We start from the raw sequence: 20141 nt of genomic DNA, 5'->3' as shown, positions 1-20141 counted from the left end.
TGTTCAACTTGTCATCAGAAAAAGATATCAAAAGAGAGCAGGTTTTCGATTACATTTATAACGCCATACATCTTGGCGAAATTCGCCCGGGACAAACCTTGTCGGAACGGACGTTATCGATCAAGCTTGGCGTAAGCCGAACCCCCATCCGTGAAGCGTTTCGCCAGTTGGAAAATCTGGGCTTGGTGAAATCAGAGCCCCACAAGGGCGTGACCGTCACTTCCATATCCGGCGATCAATTGAAGCAGCTCTATCAGATCCGTGAGGTCCTGGAAGGGCTTGGCGCCAGAATCCTGGCTGAAAACCGGAATGAAGAGGTTCTTGCCGCATTGACGAATTTACTCAAGGAAGCGGAGCAAGCCGTACAACAAGAGGATATTTATACACTTTCCAAGATTAACACGCAATTCCACTTGGCTATAGCCTCAGGTACGAAAAACATCTATTTAGAGAACATGATGCAAACCTTGCAAATACATCTCCGTTTGCTCATGTCGACTTCTTTGTCGAGCAGCGGCAGACCGAAGGAGAACTTGAAGGAGCATTGGATGATCGTGAAGGCCATTGAAAGCGGTGACCCGGAGCTCGCGGAGACGGTGGCAAGCTTTCACATCAGAAATGCCTATAAAACGATCTTGGCGAAATTTTAACAGTAACATGGATAAAGTTACGAAAGAAGCCGGTTAGTTCGTCAACGGCTTCTTTTTTTGTATACAAAAAGTTTGAAATCAAATAAATTTACACCCTGCTAAAATAGTTGGAATATTCAGAACCCTAATCCCGAGCTAAAATGAGAGCGTAACCAAAACAATCCGTGTCAGGTCGGAAACCCCGAAGCGGTTGCCTGGCAAACAGGAGGCAAGCCAAACAACCTAAATCGATTGAGGAGGAACACGCTATGCAAAGAAACGGAAAAGTAAGACTTCCTAAAGGAAAAAAAGTCGCGGTAAACATCGGCTGTGACTTTGATGCACAATCGATCTGGATCGGTTCTTTCAATCGCACATCTCCGGCCTATATGTCCCGCGGCGAATTCGGAGCCGAAGTGGGCGCTCCAAGATTGCTTAAACTGTTTGATAAATATGGAATCAAAACGACCTGGTGCATTCCGGGCCACACCGTGGATACGTTCACCGACATTTGCAAAGAAGTGGTCGCGCGTGGCCATGAAGTGGCTCATCACGGTTATGTACATGAGAATCCGACGCCGCTTAGCTATGAGGAAGAAGAAAAAGTGATGCAGATGGGTCTTGAATCGCTTGCCAGAATAGGCGTCAAACCGCGCGGCTACCGGTCCCCTTATTGGGATTTCAGTCCGAATACGCTGGGGATTCTGGAGAAATACGGGTTTAAATATGACAGCAGCCTGATGGGTAACGATCTGCATCCCTACTGGCCGAGAACGGTTGAAGTGAACGCGGATAAAGCCAATGTGTTTCAAGCGGAGAGCAAAGTGCTGGAAATCCCCGTGTCCTGGTACCTCGACGATTTCCCTCAAATGGAGTACCTGACAGGCGGACAAGAAGGGCAAAGGCCTACGCAAGACATATTTGACCGTTGGGCCTCCATATACGATTATGCTTGCGATCAGGAAGAAGGCGCCTGCTATGTGCTGACGACGCATCCGCAAACGATCGGCCGGGCTCACACGATTCAAATGCTGGAGAAATTGATTCAATATATGGAATCACGCGGTGCCTGGTTCGCGACCCTCGGAGAAATCTACGACAACTATTACGAAGAATAAAAAAACGATGCGCCAAGTCCTCCACATATACGGGGGACTTTTCTCAAAAGAATGTAATGTCATGGAGGAATAACGATGAGAAAAGTAACGATATCCGCCTGCCAATTCCGTGTTGAACGCGCCCCGAGCTTTGATGCTTTTAAGCAGCAGGTGACTGAACTGATGGATCAGGTTCCGCCGCAGTCGGACTATGTCATTTTCCCGGAATTGTTCACAGTCGGTCTGCTGACCAGCTTTGAAGGCAGCGATGCCTATTCCGCAGCCGATCTGGTGAAGATCGACCAGTACACGGAGGATTACAAACATTTGTTCGGTAAACTGGCGAAAGACAGACAACAGGTGATCATCGCCGGCTCGCACCTGGAGCGCAGAGGCGACAAGTATTACAATATCGCCTACATTTTCAAGCCTGACGGCACGTATGTCGAGCATAAGAAAACACATATTTTCCCGGCGGAAGCGAATTGGCAAACCTCGGAGGGCGACGAATTGCAGGTGTACGACATCGGTCCGGCCAAGATTGCGCTTGCCGTGTGCTATGAGGCGGAAATTCCGGAGATTTCGCGAATTCACAGCATCAACGGAGCCGAAATTATTTTTTGTCCGTCCTACACGTTCACGGAATACGGGTTCTGGCGCGTTCGCCATTGCGCCCAAGCCCGCTGCATTGAGAACCAAGTCTATTTCGTTCACTGCCCTACCGTAGGCGAACCCGGGTCGCCGCTGCCGAACGGGTTCGGCCGGGCATCGATCTTAAGCCCGTGCGATACGGCATGGTCGCCTGACGGCGTTGTCGCTGAAGCGGAAACGAATGTAAACATGGTCGTCACCGGTGTTGTAGACCTTGACGAATTGTACGTAAACCGAAAGACCGGGGCTGCAACGACCTTCGTTGACCGTACCCGGAGAGAGAACGTATATACCCGATACGAGCCTTACAAATCCTATAACCGGAAATAAAAGAGTAGAGTTGAATCCCGATTGCCCGAGGAGCATTGCTGCTTCTCGAGCCAATCAGGGATTTTTTTATGTAAAGACGCTGGCTGTTGAACATGTTCGAACCGATTTGAATCTGATGATAGGGGGGTGTATAATTTTACGTGTGTGCTGCAGATAAGCATGTTCCCGTTCCTTCGAGAAAGCGCTTAATTTCGGCGGGCGCAGGACGACAAGATGGGGTGAACTTCTTTGTACTTTAGCATTAAATACAAATATATGATCTTATACTCCCTCTTGACGATTTTCCCCTTAATTATGCTGGAACTGCTCATTTATCAATTTTGGACAATCAAGTATTACGACAACGCCGTGGACGCGCAGACCAGAATGATTCAGCAGCTCGATCATTCCATGACGGTTATTTATGAAAAATGGGGCTCTGATACGGAGAAGCTATTCAGCGTCCAAGACGGTCTGGTGCAAGATCTTGCCGGAGGGCTTCATTTTAACGTACCCAGCGATTTGCTCATTATGAACGCTAACGGACAGATTCTGTACACTTCGAATGACCGGATTAACGGTTCCTCCTCCATTGAAAGTGAAGTTAACGCCAGGGCACCCGAAAGCGGCAATTTCACAATCAAAGAAAATAAACGGAAAATGCTTGTGATCTATCAAAAAAATCCGGTTACAGGGCTTCGTTCGATCAGTATAACGGAAGTGGCGGCTATTTATGAAAATAACGCCTACCTCAAAAAGTGGATGACGTATCTGATCCTATTGTCTACGGTGTTCAGTGTGTTTTCGATTGTCCTCATTTCCTTACACGTTGCCGCACCGATTCGTTCTTTGAGAAAACAAATCAATGCGATTGATGATGGGGAATTCAAGAACACATCGGATCAGGTTGTCATCATCAAGGACGAAATTTGGGAGATCGGCATCAGCTTTCAGAAGATTATGCTTAAATTGCAAGAGCAGATCAATCTTCAATTCCAATTGAAAATGGCGACCAACCAATCGAAATTCAAGGCGCTGCAATCTCAAATTAATCCTCATTTCCTTCACAACACGCTGGAAACGATCAATTCGCTTGCGATCATTCATGAGGTGCCGCTAATCGCCCAGATTTCCCGTTCCTTATCCAAGATGTTTCGTTACAATACGGTTCAGGATGCGGAGGATGTGCTTCTGAAGGAAGAACTGGATCACGTGGATCATTACTTGAAGGTCCAGCTGATTCGTTTTGACGGCTGGATCGAATGCGAACAGCGGATTGACCCTCAAATTCTGGAGCATCGGACGATCAAATTTATTCTTCAACCCATTGTGGAGAACTGCTTCACGCATGCTTTCAATCATGTAACGGATAAGGGGATGATCCGGATCGAAGGCACGCTTGAGCAGGATCATATCTTGATCCGTGTCAACGATAACGGCACAGGCATGCCTGAAGACAAGATTCAGAGCATGAACGAGGCCTTAAGGGCGTATGATTCCAAGCCGGAACATGCGGACGATGCCAGAGTCTCTGACAGCATCGGGGTTTATAATGTAAATTATCGTCTGAAAATTGCATATGGAGAAGCATACGGCCTTCAGTACGAGAACATCAGCCCCCGTGGATTAAGTGTGCGGATCAAGATACCGGTAAACCAATCTTGACGATACGATGAAGGAAGTGATTCATGTGCTGCAATTGTTAACAGTCGAAGATGAACCATGGATCAGCAAAGGCATTGAGAAAATGCTCCCTTGGCATCAATATGACATTCAATTGATCGGCCATGCCAAGAACGGCGAAATGGCCCTGGACCTCATGAAGCTGAATAAACCGGATATCATTATTACGGACATCAAAATGCCGGTCATGGACGGTCTCTCGATGATCGAGCGTCTTTCCGGGGATGTCGCCTTCGATTCGAAAGTGATTATTATCTCCGGCTACAACGATTTCGAATATGCGAAAAAAGCGATTAAATACGGGGTCTCCAATTTCATATTGAAGCCGATTGATCCGGAAGAGCTGAAATCGACGATCGAAAGCGTCGTCTCCCAAATTCATAAAGAGAAGCGGGAGCAGGAAAACGTCAGCTCAATCCGTTTGAAAAACTATATGTACGAACGCATCACCCACCAAGAGAAGCCTGCGGATGACGAAATCGTTTTTCCGAAAAAATATTATTGCTTTATTTTCTCCCTGACCGAAATTCCGGAAGCCGAGATGAAACAAAGCGGCTACAGCTTTTCGCTCAGGATGGGAAGACAAATCGTCTATGTGGTATTTGGGGATACACCTGAGGGATTGACTAAGCTGGCTAGGACAACCGTTACGAATTTGCATGACCGTTACGCTTGCGGAATGAGCCAGGTGCACACAAGTGACGATCTTTCCGTAGAGAAGGCTTACAAAGAAGCGATCCAGGATATGAAATATGGGAGCGGGGAAGAAAACCGGAAGCCATCTCCTACCTATTTAACCGTCGAAGACGAGAGTAGACTGCTTTCCGCTTTGAAGAAGGGAGAGAAGAAGTTATTTACGCAGCAGTTGAACGAATTATTGGACCGTGACCAGACCTTGGAAGCGCATTTGTTCATCTTGTTTCAGCTTTATGTTGAAATCTCCAAGTATTTCAGGGTGTATAACGAGTTGAACGACAACGTTTCGTGGCTGCTTGAATGGAAGACCGTCAGCGCTTGGGGGGATTTGTATCGGTGGAAAGCGACCTTCTTCAATCCGTTAATCGAATTTATCCTGAATAGATGGGACAAGCAATCTAAGGATTATGCGCTGCAGGCGAAAATTTTCGTCGAACAGCATTACGGCAATTCGTCGCTGTCGCTGGACATGGTGGCGGAGTATTTGGAATTATCCCCCTCTTACCTCAGCCTGTTGTTCAAGAACGAAACAGGAATCAATTTCACCTCTTACATCGCGAAGAAAAGAATCAAAGAAGCCCAGACGCTGCTTGCCCGAACGAAGCTGAATCTGATCGAAATCAGCAGGGCGGTCGGATTTAACGATGTGAAATACTTTATTAAGGTGTTCAAGAAGGAACTGTCATTGACGCCTATTCAATATAGAGAAATCCATAGGTGAGACAAATGATTGGAGGTCAAGATGAAACATAACTCTCGTGCCTACAGTTCTTTTGTGACGGTCATCGCATTCTTGGGTTGGAGCATCTCCGCGATGGACGCCTCTTTATTTTTCTTTGTTGCGCCGGAGATTATGGATGAGTTCGATTTTTCCTTGTCGGATTTCGGCATCATTGTAGCCGGGGGATTCCTCATTGCGATCTTGTTCAACCTGATTGTCGGCCCGCTCATGGATTATTTAGGAAGAAAAATCGTCTTTCAATGGATTTTATTGCTGATGACGATAGGAACGTTCTTAACCGGCTTATCCTGGAATTTCGAATCGTTGAGCCTGTTTCGAATTTTGGCTACCGGAAGCGCATTCGCCGAGTATGCCGTGGGAGCGACCATATTGATTGAGTCCGTATCCGCCAAAAACCGCGGTTGGATCGTCGGCTTTATGGCGGCCGGCTGGCCTGCGGGCACGGCAGTGTCCATCCTGCTTTCGTTATACATCGTTCCTTCGCTTGGGTGGCGCAGCGCCTTCTTCATTGCGGCTATCCCTGCCTTCCTGATCATCATTATTCGCATGTACATCAAGGAGCCGGGAAGATCCATGGATCTGTTCAAGTTCAGGCAAACAACCAAAACGCTCGGAACGGACTCCAGGCAATATGAAATCATTCCGACCGATTTCAAAATAAATAAGGAAGAAGCCATCAAATTCACGTATTTGCAGTTGACCAAGGGGGAGCTGTTAAAAAATACGATTTTTATATGGATCTATATGAATTTTGTGGTGATTGCTTACGGTTTGTTGATCTGGTTTGCTCCCTATTGGATGAGCCATGCCTATCAACTGAGCTGGTACGAGGCGACATGGGCCGTTGGAGCGGGCAGCCTGATCAGCATATTGGGCTTTATTTGCTGCGGATGGCTCAGCGGAATTATCGGAATCCGATATGTGAACACGCTCTTCATTATTTTATCCATCCCGCTCACCGTATGGATGACTTTCTATGCCGAAACCTACAGCACCTTTCTACCGGCCTACTTATTGTGGAGTTTCTTTGGCGCCGGGATCTGGGGAGTCATCCCGAGAATTTTCACGGAGGCCTTTCCTACAAGGGCCCGGGGTACAGGCTCTTCGATCAACTCGGCTTCCTGCTGGCTCGGGTGGGGGGTCGTCAGCTACTTTGCACCGCGCATTATCGAAGTCAACGGCTACAACAGTGCGATTGCCATTGCCGGAATCATTCTGCTGCCGTTAGCTTTGATTCCGCTCTGGATCATGAGGGAAATTCCTACTTCACGCGAGCTGGAGGACTATATATCCTGAATCATGAATGCTTATCCACAGCATATTTCATATTGACGGAAGAGGAGCAATCCTCTATAATTTACTTGTATACAACTAGTATTAAAATTCGTATACAAGCATAACCTACTCATTCATGAAGGAGGCTGGCCGATAGAAGCGGGAACGACATGACAAGGCTTTTGAAAATAACGGTTGTTATTTGAACAACCTGCAGCAGAAGGAGTGGGAACCTAACTTGCAATCCAGTAAGCAATTGGCAAAAACGTTGAAGCCGATTCATTTGTGGGCGATTACGGTTGGGATGGTCATCGCCGGGCAATATTTCGGTTGGAACTACGGCTTCAAGGAAGGAGGGATTATGGGCTTAGTGATCGCCTCGCTCCTCGTAACCGTGTTCTTTACTTGTTTCACGCTAAGCTATTCCGAATTGGCTACCTCGATTCCGGATGCCGGAGGCCCTTCGGCCTATGCCCGTCAAGCTATGGGCCCGTTAGGCGGCTATATAACCGGCATTGCCTGTTTGCTGGATTTCGTCTTTGCGCCGCCGGCGATTGCCGTATCGACAGGTGCGTATCTTCATTTTCTTATTCCGGCCGTCAATCCGATGTACGCCACGATAGGCATCTTTATTCTTTTCATTGTTATTAATTTGCAAGACATTAAAGGTGTAGCTGTGATCGAGCTTGTAGCGACCATTGCCGCTCTGATAGGACTCGCCGTGTTCTACGCGGCCGGCATTCCGCATGTGGAAACGGCGAACCTTTTTAACGAAAGCTCTTTTATCGGCGGAGGAACCGGCATTATGGCGGCGATTCCCTTTGCCATATGGTTTTTTCTTGCCGTTGAAGGGGGAGCCATGGCATCGGAGGAAATGCAAAATCCGCAAAAAAACATTCCGAAGGGATTAATATCGAGCATATTAACGTTAGCGGTCGCAACGATTCTTACGCTGATCGTAACCGCAGGATTAGGCGGGGGGATTGGAAACCCGGCCGATCATCCGCTGCCCCAAGCGCTCTCCGGGGTTTACGGGGAAGGCGCGCTCGTTGTCAAAGTAGTTGCTATCATTGGCCTGTTAGGCTTGGTTGCCAGCTTAAACGGCATCATCATAGGGTATTCCCGGCAAACCTATGCGCTGGCGAGAGCGGGTTATTTTCCGGCCTTCATGACCCGATTAAATGGTAACGGCGTGCCGGTATGGGCCTTAATCATCCCCGGGGTGATTGGAATCGTCTGCGCAGCCTCGGCTACCTATTCCGATGCCTTAATTATTTTATCTGTATTCGGCGCTGTTTTGATGTATTGCTTATGTATGATTTCGCTGTTTATTTTGCGCAGGAAGCATCCGCATTTGGACCGTCCTTACAAAGTGTCGTTTCCTTTTGTACCCGGGATCGCCTTACTGCTGGGGCTCGTGTTTTTGTTTTGCGTTATCCGTTACAGTGTGATGAAGCTGTCGCTGCCGATGTTCGGATCGGATATCCCGCTCTGGGCCGTGCTGCTGGTCATGTTTGCAGTCGCCTTTATCTACTACGGGTGGAGAGCGCGTAAACATAGGGGGCTGCTGTCGAATAAGCTGCTGGTGGGGGAGAACGCTTCCGTGAAATAAGGGATTGACGAACGGAACATGGAGCGAATATAATGTGGTTGTATACAACTTGTATATGAAAATCGCAAACCATGCTGCACAAAAAAGCACACCATGTAACAAGATCAGAACCATTCGACAAAGGAGGTCTTGACTCATGCATCATAACGGCTTATACTGCCATTGTATACAAGTCGTATGTAATCGAGGGTGTGGTTGATTATGAAAAAACGAGTTTTGCTTAAGGATACTGCCTATATAAAAATTAAAGAAAAAATTATGAGGGGAGATTTCCTGGACAGCAACTCCACCTCTGAGAATCAACTGGTCGAAGAACTGCAAATGAGCCGAACGCCGATTCGCGAGGCGCTGCACAAGCTTCAGCACGAAGGCTTGGTTAAGATCATTTCGAATCAGGGGATTGTTATCCAAGAGATGTCCGTGAAAGAAACCAACGATCTGTTTGATATGCGAAGTGCCATCGAGATCTATTCGCTGCGCAAAACGATACATTCGATCACTTCAGATGAAATCTCGCATCTCGAGCAAATTATCGAACAACAGAAACGGAGCAATGAAGAGAAAGACGTTGCTTCGTTTATTCGGCAAGACGTGGATTTCCATCAATATTTACTGGAAATCGGAAATAACAGTTTGTTTATGCAAATGATGGGCAGCATTCGCGAAAGACTGTATTTTGACGTTAACCGTTGGCGCAGGGCCTATCCGGAATCGATCACGCGTTTGATCGAAGAGCATATCCGGATTGTCGAAGCGATTAAAGCCAAAGACAGCGAGCTTGCTGTTGCCGAGCTTGAGGCGCATTTGCAAAACGGGAAAATTACGTTCATTTCATGAGGAGGAACCTAATGAAACAGGTCAATTATATGAAAGAGATGAGCTGGAAAACGTTTGTCGAGCGGAAAAAAACGACCGATCTGGTCATCATTCCTTCAGGGGCGTTTGAAGTATACGGACCGCATTTACCGCTTGGAACGGATACGTTAGTCGCGAACAAAATTGCCGGTCTCGTTGCCGAGCGGGTAAATGCGATGATCGGACCAGTGCTGGAAGCAGGGGAGTCTTCCGAACTGGAAGACTTTCCGGGCACGATAACGATCAGCTCGGAAAGCTTCAAGCAATATTTATGGGATACATTGCGCAGCCTTGAGAAATGGGGCTTTAAAGATTTCTTGTTTGTCAACACGCATTTGGGCAATGTGCCTATTATTAATCAAATCGCATTTGAATTTCAGCGAACGCCCGGCATCCGCTGTGCACAAATCGACTATTGGAGATTTATTAAGGCGCACTGCGACGGCATTATCGAATCCGGCGAGCTGGCACACGCTCACGCCAGCGAAGCGGGAACGTCGGTTATGATGCATTTATATCCCGATCTGGTCGATGTGAGCCAGTGGGTAAACGAACCTCCAAAGTTTAACGACTTTTTTCCCGACGTCATTACATACCCTCCATTCTCGGCCTTTACGAATTCGGGCACTATTGGAAACGCTACCATAGGAACGAAAGAGAAGGGCGAGGCGCTCGTCAACCGTTCCGTGGACCGCATTGTCCAGTTCCTTCAAGAAAGCTGGTATCCGGCTGAAGCCGCAGTCATTCGTTAATCTCATCACGAATTCCCGACACGGGACTTCAGGAGGTAGATAGCTTGAACCACTCTCCGAGAAAGCTTTCGCACTATGACTACGGCGCGTCGACGATGCATGCCTGCCAGTATGACAAGAGATTCTCTTACTGCACCTACATTCCTGCAAATTACGGCCAACCCCATCATGCCGCATACCGTCTAGCCGTAATCGTTCACGGTACGGGCCGAACCGCTCAACATTACAGAGATTTATTCGCAGATTTTGCGGAAGAAACGAATACGATCATTCTCGCTCCCTTGTTTCCCGCCGGAATTACCGAGCCGGGGGAGCTGGATTCCTACAAGTACGTGCATTTTGCGGGCATCCGTTTTGATCTTGCTTTGCTGTCTATGGTCGATGAAGTAGCGGGTAAATACGGGATCAACGCCGACCGCTTCCTGCTTCACGGCTTTTCCGGAGGCGGCCAGTTCGCCCATCGATTCTTTTATCTTCATGCAAACCGTTTGCTGGGTGTGTCTATCGGCGCTCCCGGGTACATCACCTACTTGGATACATCCAGACCTTGGCATGTAGGTACCGGCAATTTCGAGCAGTACTATGGCGTTCCCGTACAGCTTGAAGATATGCGGAACGTACCGGTTCAATTAATTATTGGCAGCGAAGATGTCGAAACCTGGGAAATTAATAACAAGGATGAGCCGCTCTGGATGGATGGGATCGATGCCGCCGGCTTAACCCGTCTGGAACGCATCAGAGCTTTGCGGGACAATTACGAGCGGGAAGGATTATCGGTTCAATACGATGAAGTCCCCGGAGTTCGTCATGAAGGGTTTAAACTGCTGTCTCCCGTAAAACGTTTTTTTTCAAACATTTTGACCCACCATTCGCGCTGACGAAAAATTGAAGGAGGAACAACGTATGGTTTCGCCTGACCAGGAATCATCCGGGGCCAGATCGTCCAGGACTTTTCCCTACTATTGCTTTCGGGGCAGCCACCGGCAGATCGGTCAGCAATACGGCGAGGCATGTGCCGGTCTGATCGAACGCCACCTCGAATTGGCACAGGAAAGGTTAAAAACGTGGGTTGAAGTTCCGACCCAGGAAGCCTTAATGGAAGCGGTTATGCATTATCGGACTTATGTGCAGCGTTATGCGCCGTATTTTGATGAAGAGATACAGGGGATTGCCGAAGGCGCGAATATTACGCTGGCTGAAGCCTATTTGCTGCAGCTGCGGGCCGAGATCTACCGCAATTTTCAACCCAACAATGAATGCACGACCTTCGCCGTCTCATCTCAGGCTACATCCAACGGCATCCCCTTGATCGGGCAAAATGCAGACCTTCCGCATTTTTATTCCGAAATTGGCGTGGTGGTCGAATTTGTGCCGGATGACCAGCCCGCTTGCTTAATGTTTGCACCGGCCGGTCAAGTTTCGTATATCGGGATTAACAACTTGGGCCTCGGGGTATTTGCCAACTTCCTCACTTGCGACGGATGGCGCTTCGGATTTCCGCGTTACATGCTGTCACGCTATGCGCTGACCTGCTCCTCGACGGTCGAGGAAGCGATCCAAGCCGTGCGCAGCCTGCATCGGGCGTCGTCGAGAAATCTGATCATGATGGATCGATTCGGTCATGCGGCGGACCTGGAGACGATTCCGACTACGGATGCGTTACTGTTGCCGGACGATGGAATTCTGGTTCATTCCAACCATTTTATTGGGAGCGATTTGCAGAAGGAAGAGCGATTGAGCGGACACCAGCTGGTCAACTCGCGCATTCGCCAATCCCGGATGAAAGAGCTGCTGGTCGGCAGAAAAGGGGAGCTCAACGCGGACGTCATGCAGGATATTTTGCGCGATCGTCAAACCTACCCGCATACGCTGAGCGCGATGCCGGAAGATGACGGTACGGATAACATGACCGTCGCATCGGTCATTGCCGAACCGGACGAAGGCAGATTATGGATCGCCGTCGGTCCCCCGCATCAATACAACTACAAAATGTATGCGTTCTCAAATTAAACAACGGCACTTATTACTTCATTTCGGAAAGGAAGCTTACCATGAGAAAAATTAAAGTTGCGACGGTACAAATGGACAGCCAGCACGATAAGGCATCCAACCTTCAGAAGGCCGAACGGCTCATTCGCGAAGCGGCGGGACAGGGAGCGCAATATGTCGCCCTGCCGGAATATTTCAATTTTGTCGGAACGGAAGAGCAGGAAGAAGCCAACGCGGAATATATTCCGGACGGCGAGACGGTACAGTTTTTGAGCAGGCTGTCCAAGGAACTGAACATCTGGCTCCATGGCGGAAGCATGTTGGAGAAGGTAAGGGGCGAAGTCAAATTCTATAATGCGACGGTACTGTTCAATCCGCAGGGGGAATTGGTAGGAAAATACCGCAAAATCCATTTGTTCGACGTCGAGATTGAGAGCGGACCTTCCTATCTGGAATCGCAAACCAAAGATTTCGGCAGAGAGGTCGTGGTCTGCGATACGGACTTCGCCAAGATCGGCCTTGCGATCTGCTACGATATCCGGTTCCCGGAGCTTTTCCGTCTGCAGTCGTTGAAAGGTGCGGAAATCCTGATGCTGCCTGCGGAATTTACGCTGTATACCGGCCGCGATCATTGGGAGACCTTGCTGCGCGCCCGTGCTATTGAGAACCAGGCCTATGTCATCGCCCCCGGACAAATCGGTAAAAAGCCGTCGTACCAAAGCTACGGCCGCTCCATGATCGTCGATCCGTGGGGGACGGTTATTGCAACGGCGGCCGACGCGGAGATGGTGACGGTAGCGGAAATCGACCTCGATTACGTCCAGCAAATCCGCAAGCAGGTTCCTTCCTTGAAAAACCGCCGGCCCGAAGTGTATTCGCTGCATCTTTCTTAGTTTGCGGGAAAATTCAGGATAACAGGGTGCGGGAGGCGAAACCGATTGCGGCATGAACTTGTCAAGCCATCAGGGATAAAGTTTATTTGTAACGATGCCAGAAATCCGGATGCGAACGAGCTTCCACTTTGGCTTTCCGTTAACGAAAGCGTGAAAGCGCTTAATTTCCAAAAATCAATGAGCGGTTACGCCGTTACCCCGCTAATCGCTTTAAACCGCTTGGCCGAAGCTGTGGGAGTTGCCGGCATTGCGGTGAAAGACGAGTCTTACCGGCTCGGGTTGAACGCTTTCAAGGGTTTAGGCGTCACCTATGCGCTCGGAAACGTCATTTGCGGGAAATTAGGGATTTTCATCGAAGACACGACGTTCGACTATTTGAAATCGGCGGAAGTCAGGCATAAGCTCGGGGATCTTACCTTTACGACGGCTACCGACGGAAACCACGGACGCGCCGTAGCTTGGGTGGCCCGGCAATTCGGGCAAAAGGCGGTCGTCTATTTGCCGAAGGGATCGGCCGCCAGAAGAGTGGAAGCCATCCGGGAGACGGGCGCTCAAGCCATTGTGACCGAATTCAACTACGACGATACGGTGCAATTGGCCAAGGAGAAGGCTGCGGAGAACGGTTGGGAAATCGTTCAGGATACCGCCTGGGACGGGTATACTCGCATCCCCCAATGGATTATGCAGGGGTATACGACGATACTCGGGGAGGTCGGGGAGCAGATCCGCCATATGGAAATGCCTGAACCGACTCATATCGTTCTGCAAGCGGGCGTAGGCGGAATGGCCGGGGCGCTGCTTGGTTACTGGGCTAATTTATACGAAGGGAAACATCCGGTGACCCTCATCGTAGAGCCGGACAACGCCGCTTGCATCTTCCACTCCGCGTCGGTCGGGGACAGGGAGCCTCACCAGGTGTACGGCAGCTTGGAGACGATCATGGCGGGCTTGGCCTGCGGAGAGCCGAATCCGATAGCGTGGAGCATACTGCGGGACTTCGCGGACGCCTATGTCAGCTGCCCGGATTATGTGGCCGCCCGCGGCATGCGGATGTTGGCCAGTCCGCTGGAGGGCGATCAACGCGTGATCAGCGGGGAAAGCGGAGCGGTCGGTATAGGTTTATTATCCTTGCTGATGTCGGAACCGGAATTTAGCGGGATCCGAAGCAAGCTGAAGCTGGATCAGGACTCGGTCGTGCTGTTCATCAATACGGAAGGGGATACGGATCCGGTTCTGTACAGGCAGATTGTATGGGACGGCAAGTATCCGATGCCGCAGCGGTAGCGGAGGATGACGGCAGATCCGTCTCAGGCCGTGCCGGTAACCGGCCTGTGCGAGCCGGATAAAGACAAAGGCTGGAAGGCGCCTTTGTTTTACCTCCGGCCTTACAGGAAGGCGAGGCAAGTATAGCGGCACGTTCTGCCGTTCAGGGAATGCTGCAAGCGAAAGATTAGGCGGTATTATTAAAAAGGAGCGTGTACACTTATGCAAGCAAAAAAGGGCTGGATCGTTGTTTTAACTTGCATGCTGGTCGTTAGCCTTGTGGGGGCAGGCTGTTCGAAGCCGGCTCAGACGCAGAAGGATGCGGGCGCCGACAGCAAAGCAGCCGCCAGTAAGCCTACCGAGCTTGTTGTCGCACAGGCGGCCAATCCGACGACCATGGATCCGCATGACGCTCAGGATACCTTGTCGCACTCGATTATGAAATCCATGTACGAAGGACTTCTAGGCTTCGATAAAGATATGAAGGTTGTGCCGGTCCTCGCAGAGTCTTTACCGGAACTGGGCAGCGATGCCAAATCGGCAACCTTTAAATTAAGAAAAGGCGTTAAGTTTCACGACGGGGAAGAGTTCAACGCGGAAGCGGTCAAAGCCAACCTGGACCGGATTAAAAATCCGGATAACAAGCTGAAACGCGCCTCGCTGTTCCAGGTCGTGGAGAAAGTGGAAGTGATCGATCCTTACACGGTCAAATTCGTTCTGAATCAGCCGTTCGCGGCTATTACCCAAACGTTCGCCCATCCCGCCTCGATGATGATTTCTCCGAAATCGATTAAGGAGAATAACAAGGAAGTGCAGCGCAAGCCCGTAGGCACAGGCCCTTACCAATTCGTCGAATGGAAGGACGCCGATCATGTGACGATCAAGAAATTCGACGGATACTGGGATAAAGCGAACACCGCGAAAGTGGATAAAATTGTGTTCAAGCCGGTAACCGAAGCTTCGTCCCGTACGTCCATGCTGAAAACCGGCGAAGTTCAATTCGTTTATCCGTTGTCTGCCGACCAAGTGGACAGCGTGAAGAACGACAACAATATTGTCGTGAACAAAGCGCCTTCCATACTTGAGTTCTATGTCGTGTTTAATATGACGAAGAAACCGTTCGACAATAAAAAGGTGCGTCAAGCCTTGAACTATGCGATTGATAAAAATACGCTGATCAAAGTGGTGTACAAAGGGTTTGGGACACCGGCGGAATCCATCATCGCGCCGAATGTATGGGGCTTCCAGAAACAGCAAATGTACGATTACAATCGCGAGAAAGCAAAGAGTCTTCTGAGCGAAGCCGGTTTTCCTAACGGATTTGAGACAACCTTATGGGTTGTGAATGCCAGCGAAACGGTGAAAGCCGCGGAATTTATTCAACAGCAATGGAAAGAAGTCGGGGTAAAAGTCAACATTCAGCAGATGGAGAAGGGCACCTTGCTCAACCAGTTGTACGTGAAGCCGGAAGAGAGCAAAATGCAGACGTACATGGGCAGCTGGTCTCTGTCCACAGGCGAAGCCGATTGGGGTATCCGTCCGCTGCTGACCAAGGCCCAGTTCCCGCCGGCCGGCTACAATACGGGATTTTATGTGAACGAAGAGGCGGAAAAATTAATCGAAAACGGGCTGCGCTTAACGACCGACAAAGAACGTCTTGAAGCGTACGCGAATGTGCAAAAGTTAGTTGTAGAAGAAGCTCCATGGGGTTTCCTCTACGTGACCGACATTATTTCAGGTAAAAGAAGCAACTTGAATAATGCCTTTGTCCTTCCTGACGGCTCGCTTGATTTGAAGCGTGTTGAATTCAAATAGTGCAGATGCCGAATGAGGAGGAGTGGTCATGCTTATCTATATATGCAGACGTTTGGCTGCGATGCTTCCGATCCTGCTGATCGTCTCGATCGTCATCTTTTTCTTCATTCATCTCATTCCCGGTGATCCGGCCCGCATTGTTGCGGGTCCGGACGCATCGGTGCAGGATGTGGAGAACACCCGCGCGAAGCTCGGTCTGGATCAGCCGCTTTACGTACAATTCGCTAACTTCTTTATCAACGCTTTACAAGGAAACTTCGGCGTTTCCTTTCGGACGCAAGAGCCCGTCCACACCATGATTGTCGAACGTTTCTCGGCAACGCTCGAGCTGACCATGTACAGCATGGTGTGGGCGATATGCGCTGGATTGTTGTTTGGGGTCATCGCAGCCACACACAGGGGCAAATGGCAGGATCGGTTAGCGATGATAGCGGCGATCACGGGAATCTCGATGCCTTCGTTTTGGCTGGGGATTTTGCTTGTCGAGCTTTTCGCCGTTCAGCTCGGCTGGCTGCCTTCAGGAGGAAGCGGATCGTTCCAGCATGTGATTTTGCCGGCCATCACGCTGGGCTCCGGGGTCGCAGCCGTCATTGCACGATTCACCCGCACAAGTCTGCTTGAAAGCTTGAGGGAGGATTACGTCAGGACGGCGAGGGCCAAAGGGGCGAGAGAAGCTGTGGTCGTCTGGTCGCACGCGCTGCGCAATGGACTGATTCCGGTTGTCACGATGACCGGACTTCAGTTCGGTTTTTTGCTTGGCGGTTCCGTGGTCGTCGAAGCGGTGTTCTCCTGGCCGGGGATGGGGCGGCTGTTGATCGATGCCGTCAATTTCCGCGATTACCCCGTCATCCAGGCGGAGCTGCTGCTTTTTGCCTTGGAGTTTATGCTCATTAATTTGTTCGTCGATATTATTTATGCCACTTTGAACCCGCAAATTCGACTCGTTCGATAGGAGGGAGAGACTATGTCGAAGACTGCTGCATCTACCGGTATAACCGACACGTTAACGCAAAAGGCAGCCCCTGCGGAGTCCCCCTTTCGCCGGTTTGTCCGCAATTTCCAAAGACAGAAGATCGGGGTGGCCGCTCTTCTGATTGTACTCCTGTTGTTCGTCATCTCGCTGATCGGGCCTCAGCTCGTCAGCTACGATCCCGCAGCTCCCGACTACAACGCAGTTTTGGAAGCGCCATCCTTGAAGCATTGGGCCGGTACCGACGAATTCGGCCGGGATATATTCAGCCGGATCGTATCCGGAACGCGCATTTCCTTATCGGTGGGATTGCTGTCGGTTCTCTTCGGTGCTTCAATAGGAACATTTTTTGGTCTTACCGCCGGGTATTACGGAGGCAGATACGACTCCATGGTTATGCGCGTTTGCGACGTGCTGTTTGCTTTTCCGGGGATTCTGCTGGCCATCGCCATTATTGCGATTTTGGGACCGGGACTTGCCAATGTTGTCGTGGCCGTAGCTATTTTCACCGTTCCGATCTTTATCCGCATTGTTCGGGGCAATACGCTGTCTCTCAAAAGCATGACGTATATCGAAGCGGCGCGGGCGATTGGTGTTAAAGACAGCGCGATTATATGGAAGCATATTTTTCCGGGTACGCTGTCCGTCGTCCTGGTTTACTTGACCATGCGTATCGGCTCGGCGATTCTGATTGCGGCCTCGTTGTCCTTTCTCGGTATGGGGGCGCAGCCGCCGACCCCCGAATGGGGCGCGATGCTCAGCTCCGGACGCGGGAGTATGACATCGGCACCTCACGTCGCGATCTTCCCGGGGCTGGCTATTCTCGTCACCTGTCTGGCGTTCAATGTGCTCGGCGATTCGGTGCGGGATGCGCTGGACCGAAAGATTACGGAATAAGGAGGCGGTCAGGATGGCTAAAAAGCTGCTGGAAGTGGACAATTTACAAATCCGGTTTCGTTCCCGGGATGCACAGGTTACGGCGGTCTCGGGTGTTTCGTTTTCCGTGAAGGAAGGCGAAACCGTCGGACTGGTGGGCGAGTCCGGGTGCGGGAAATCGGTGACCTCCATGTCGATTATGCGTTTGCTGCCCGGTCAACCGGCTTGCAGGATTGAAGGGAATATCCGTTTCGAAGATTCCGAAATTTTAGAGCTGACCGATCGTCAGATGAGGGATCTGCGAGGGAACGAGATCTCCATCATCTTTCAAGAGCCGATGACATCGTTAAACCCGATCTTTACGATCGGCAAGCAGATCGACGAAGTGATTCTGCTGCATCGTGACGTAAGCAAACGGGAGGCGCGGGCGTTAACGGTGGAAATATTAGGGAAGGTGGGCATTCCTCGCCCTGAAGCGATTGCGAAGTCCTATCCGTACCAATTATCGGGCGGGATGCGACAGCGGGTGATGATCGCGATGGCGCTTGCCTGCCAGCCCAAGCTGTTAATTGCGGATGAGCCTACGACGGCGCTGGATGTCACGATACAAGCGCAAATACTTGATTTGATGCGACAGATGAGGGAACAAACCGGGACATCGATTTTGCTTATCACGCATGATCTTGGGGTTGTCGCGGAAATGTGCGACCGTGTGCTCGTGATGTATGCCGGCCAGGTGGTGGAGGAAGCCGATGTAGGCAGCTTATTCCAGGAGCCGAAGCATCCGTATACGATAGGCCTCCTCGAATCGATTCCGCAGCTGGATCGCAAGCTCGAACGGCTGAATTCAATTCCAGGTCAAGTGCCTGCGCTTGCGAATATGCCTCAAGGGTGCCGGTTTGCGCCAAGGTGCAAGCATGCGATGGAGCAATGCTTCACGCATAATCCGGAATTGATACAGATGAAGGATGGACACAGCTGCCGCTGCTGGCTGTATGACGGAGGAGGTGCCTGTAATGAGTCAAACTGCGTTGTTGGAAGTCAAGAACCTGAAAAAGTACTTTGAAATTCGGGGCGGGCTGCTGAATAGAGTGACGGGGTATGTTAAAGCGGTGGATGATGTGTCTTTCTCCGTGCGCAAAGGGGAAACGCTGGGTATTGTCGGGGAGTCCGGCTGCGGAAAATCGACAACGGGGCGTTTGATTCTCAAGCTGCTGGAGGCGACGGAGGGCCAAATTTATTATAACAACACCGAGATTACGGGATTGAGCGGAGAACGTATGAGAAAGCTGCGAAGAGATATCCAAATGGTCTTTCAGGACCCGTACGCTTCGCTGAATCCGCGGATGACGGTAGGCGATCTGATCAGCGAGCCGCTTCTCGTTCATCATTTGATCCATGCCAGGGAAAAGGAGCAGAAAGTAGCGGAGATTCTGGAATTGGTCGGGCTGAACGCCTCCCATGCAAGCCGCTATCCCCATGAGTTCAGCGGTGGGCAAAGGCAGCGCATCTGCATTGCCCGCGCCCTCAGTTTAAAGCCCGAGCTGATCGTAGCCGACGAGCCGGTATCCGCTCTCGACGTTTCCGTGCAGTCCCAGGTTTTGAACCTGATGCAGGATTTGCAGAAAGCCCTTCATCTGACCTATATATTTATTTCCCACGATCTCTCGGTCGTTCGCCATCTCAGCGATCGGGTAGGGGTGATGTACTTGGGACGCATGGTCGAGCTCGGCAAAACGGACGATTTGTTTAAAAATCCGCGCCACCCGTACACGCAGGCTTTGCTGTCCGCGGTTCCGTCAGCGAATCCGCAAAGGAAGCGGGAAAGGATCATTTTGCAGGGAGACGTGCCTTCCCCGGCGAATCCGCCGAAAGGATGCGTGTTTGCCCCCCGCTGCCCGAAGGTCATGGACGTGTGCAGAACCGAAAGGCCGGGCATGCTCCCGCTAGGGCACGAGCATCAGGCCGCCTGCCACTTGTACCCGTAAGCCCATGCTTCATTCAACGGACTAAACCGGCCTCTCGTCTCGTGAC

At 50.4% G+C, this 20141-nt stretch carries 18 protein-coding genes; all 18 read left to right on the top strand.

All coding sequences use genetic code 11. The features are described from left to right. The first annotated feature begins 8 nt into the window (after positions 1-8). The 18 genes from PVA01S_RS02245 (at position 9) to PVA01S_RS02160 (ending at position 20095) form a co-directional block, all read left to right on the top strand. A complete protein-coding gene (locus PVA01S_RS02245; protein ID WP_155614603.1) occupies positions 9-650 on the top strand; it encodes a GntR family transcriptional regulator in 642 nt (213 codons plus the stop codon). A 248-nt stretch (positions 651-898) separates the two neighbouring features. Then, a complete protein-coding gene (locus PVA01S_RS02240) occupies positions 899-1747 on the top strand; it encodes a polysaccharide deacetylase family protein (RefSeq protein ID WP_127604834.1) in 849 nt (282 codons plus the stop codon). A gap of 75 nt (positions 1748-1822) precedes the next feature. After that, the gene (locus PVA01S_RS02235) at positions 1823-2707 is read left to right on the top strand and encodes a nitrilase-related carbon-nitrogen hydrolase (RefSeq protein ID WP_054796416.1); all 885 of its coding nucleotides are present in this window, start codon (positions 1823-1825) and stop codon (positions 2705-2707) included. 228 nt (positions 2708-2935) lie between these two features. Continuing rightward, positions 2936-4351, top strand: a complete 1416-nt coding sequence (locus tag PVA01S_RS02230; RefSeq protein ID WP_127604832.1) for a sensor histidine kinase — start codon at positions 2936-2938, stop codon at positions 4349-4351. A 25-nt stretch (positions 4352-4376) separates the two neighbouring features. Beyond that, positions 4377-5786: a response regulator transcription factor gene (locus PVA01S_RS02225; RefSeq protein WP_164751709.1), complete on the top strand. Its 1410-nt coding sequence runs from the start codon at positions 4377-4379 to the stop codon at positions 5784-5786. 21 nt (positions 5787-5807) lie between these two features. Beyond that, positions 5808-7103 (top strand): MFS transporter, encoded by a 1296-nt coding sequence (locus PVA01S_RS02220; protein ID WP_127604828.1) that lies wholly within the window; start codon positions 5808-5810, stop codon positions 7101-7103. 217 nt (positions 7104-7320) lie between these two features. Next, complete coding sequence (eat, locus tag PVA01S_RS02215) at positions 7321-8694, top strand: ethanolamine permease (RefSeq protein ID WP_127604826.1); 1374 nt, start codon at positions 7321-7323, stop codon at positions 8692-8694. 201 nt (positions 8695-8895) lie between these two features. Next, entirely contained in the window at positions 8896-9531 is a 636-nt protein-coding gene (locus PVA01S_RS02210) for a GntR family transcriptional regulator (protein WP_127604824.1), read from the top strand. 11 nt (positions 9532-9542) lie between these two features. Beyond that, positions 9543-10301, top strand: a complete 759-nt coding sequence (locus PVA01S_RS02205; RefSeq protein ID WP_218029624.1) for a creatininase family protein — start codon at positions 9543-9545, stop codon at positions 10299-10301. 44 nt (positions 10302-10345) lie between these two features. Further along, complete coding sequence (locus PVA01S_RS02200; RefSeq protein WP_155614600.1) at positions 10346-11179, top strand: alpha/beta hydrolase family protein; 834 nt, start codon at positions 10346-10348, stop codon at positions 11177-11179. A gap of 25 nt (positions 11180-11204) precedes the next feature. Beyond that, the gene (locus PVA01S_RS02195; RefSeq protein ID WP_127604822.1) at positions 11205-12311 is read left to right on the top strand and encodes a C45 family autoproteolytic acyltransferase/hydrolase; all 1107 of its coding nucleotides are present in this window, start codon (positions 11205-11207) and stop codon (positions 12309-12311) included. Between the two features lie 41 nt (positions 12312-12352). Next, positions 12353-13183, top strand: a complete 831-nt coding sequence (locus tag PVA01S_RS02190; protein WP_054796405.1) for a carbon-nitrogen hydrolase family protein — start codon at positions 12353-12355, stop codon at positions 13181-13183. 45 nt (positions 13184-13228) lie between these two features. Continuing rightward, a complete protein-coding gene (gene dpaL / locus PVA01S_RS02185; RefSeq protein WP_218029623.1) occupies positions 13229-14467 on the top strand; it encodes a diaminopropionate ammonia-lyase in 1239 nt (412 codons plus the stop codon). Positions 14468-14668: 201 nt separating this feature from the next. Then, positions 14669-16261, top strand: a complete 1593-nt coding sequence (locus PVA01S_RS02180; RefSeq protein WP_127604820.1) for a glutathione ABC transporter substrate-binding protein — start codon at positions 14669-14671, stop codon at positions 16259-16261. Between the two features lie 28 nt (positions 16262-16289). Next, complete coding sequence (gene nikB, locus PVA01S_RS02175) at positions 16290-17213, top strand: nickel ABC transporter permease (RefSeq protein ID WP_127604818.1); 924 nt, start codon at positions 16290-16292, stop codon at positions 17211-17213. 12 nt (positions 17214-17225) lie between these two features. Beyond that, complete coding sequence (locus PVA01S_RS02170; RefSeq protein WP_127604816.1) at positions 17226-18128, top strand: ABC transporter permease subunit; 903 nt, start codon at positions 17226-17228, stop codon at positions 18126-18128. Positions 18129-18141: 13 nt separating this feature from the next. Beyond that, the gene (locus PVA01S_RS02165; RefSeq protein WP_127604814.1) at positions 18142-19173 is read left to right on the top strand and encodes an ABC transporter ATP-binding protein; all 1032 of its coding nucleotides are present in this window, start codon (positions 18142-18144) and stop codon (positions 19171-19173) included. Further along, positions 19124-20095, top strand: a complete 972-nt coding sequence (locus PVA01S_RS02160) for an ABC transporter ATP-binding protein (protein ID WP_127604812.1) — start codon at positions 19124-19126, stop codon at positions 20093-20095. Before PVA01S_RS02165 ends, PVA01S_RS02160 begins: the two co-directional genes overlap by 50 nt. Positions 20096-20141: the final 46 nt, after the last annotated feature.

This window comes from Paenibacillus validus NBRC 15382 (assembly GCF_004000985.1).
Taxonomy (GTDB): domain Bacteria; phylum Bacillota; class Bacilli; order Paenibacillales; family NBRC-103111; genus Paenibacillus_G; species Paenibacillus_G validus.
The sequence above is the reverse complement of the archived record's forward strand: the minus strand, read 5'-3'. Positions and strand labels throughout refer to the sequence as shown.

Coding starts and splice junctions, on each gene's coding strand:
- PVA01S_RS02240 (WP_127604834.1), top strand. CDS start 899: ATGCAAAGAAACGGAAAAGTAAGACTTCCTAAAGGAAAAAAAGTCGCG.
- PVA01S_RS02235 (WP_054796416.1), top strand. CDS start 1,823: ATGAGAAAAGTAACGATATCCGCCTGCCAATTCCGTGTTGAACGCGCC.
- PVA01S_RS02220 (WP_127604828.1), top strand. CDS start 5,808: ATGAAACATAACTCTCGTGCCTACAGTTCTTTTGTGACGGTCATCGCA.
- PVA01S_RS02210 (WP_127604824.1), top strand. CDS start 8,896: ATGAAAAAACGAGTTTTGCTTAAGGATACTGCCTATATAAAAATTAAA.
- PVA01S_RS02205 (WP_218029624.1), top strand. CDS start 9,543: ATGAAACAGGTCAATTATATGAAAGAGATGAGCTGGAAAACGTTTGTC.
- PVA01S_RS02195 (WP_127604822.1), top strand. CDS start 11,205: ATGGTTTCGCCTGACCAGGAATCATCCGGGGCCAGATCGTCCAGGACT.
- PVA01S_RS02190 (WP_054796405.1), top strand. CDS start 12,353: ATGAGAAAAATTAAAGTTGCGACGGTACAAATGGACAGCCAGCACGAT.
- PVA01S_RS02180 (WP_127604820.1), top strand. CDS start 14,669: ATGCAAGCAAAAAAGGGCTGGATCGTTGTTTTAACTTGCATGCTGGTC.
- nikB (WP_127604818.1), top strand. CDS start 16,290: ATGCTTATCTATATATGCAGACGTTTGGCTGCGATGCTTCCGATCCTG.
- PVA01S_RS02170 (WP_127604816.1), top strand. CDS start 17,226: ATGTCGAAGACTGCTGCATCTACCGGTATAACCGACACGTTAACGCAA.
- PVA01S_RS02165 (WP_127604814.1), top strand. CDS start 18,142: ATGGCTAAAAAGCTGCTGGAAGTGGACAATTTACAAATCCGGTTTCGT.
- PVA01S_RS02160 (WP_127604812.1), top strand. CDS start 19,124: ATGAGTCAAACTGCGTTGTTGGAAGTCAAGAACCTGAAAAAGTACTTT.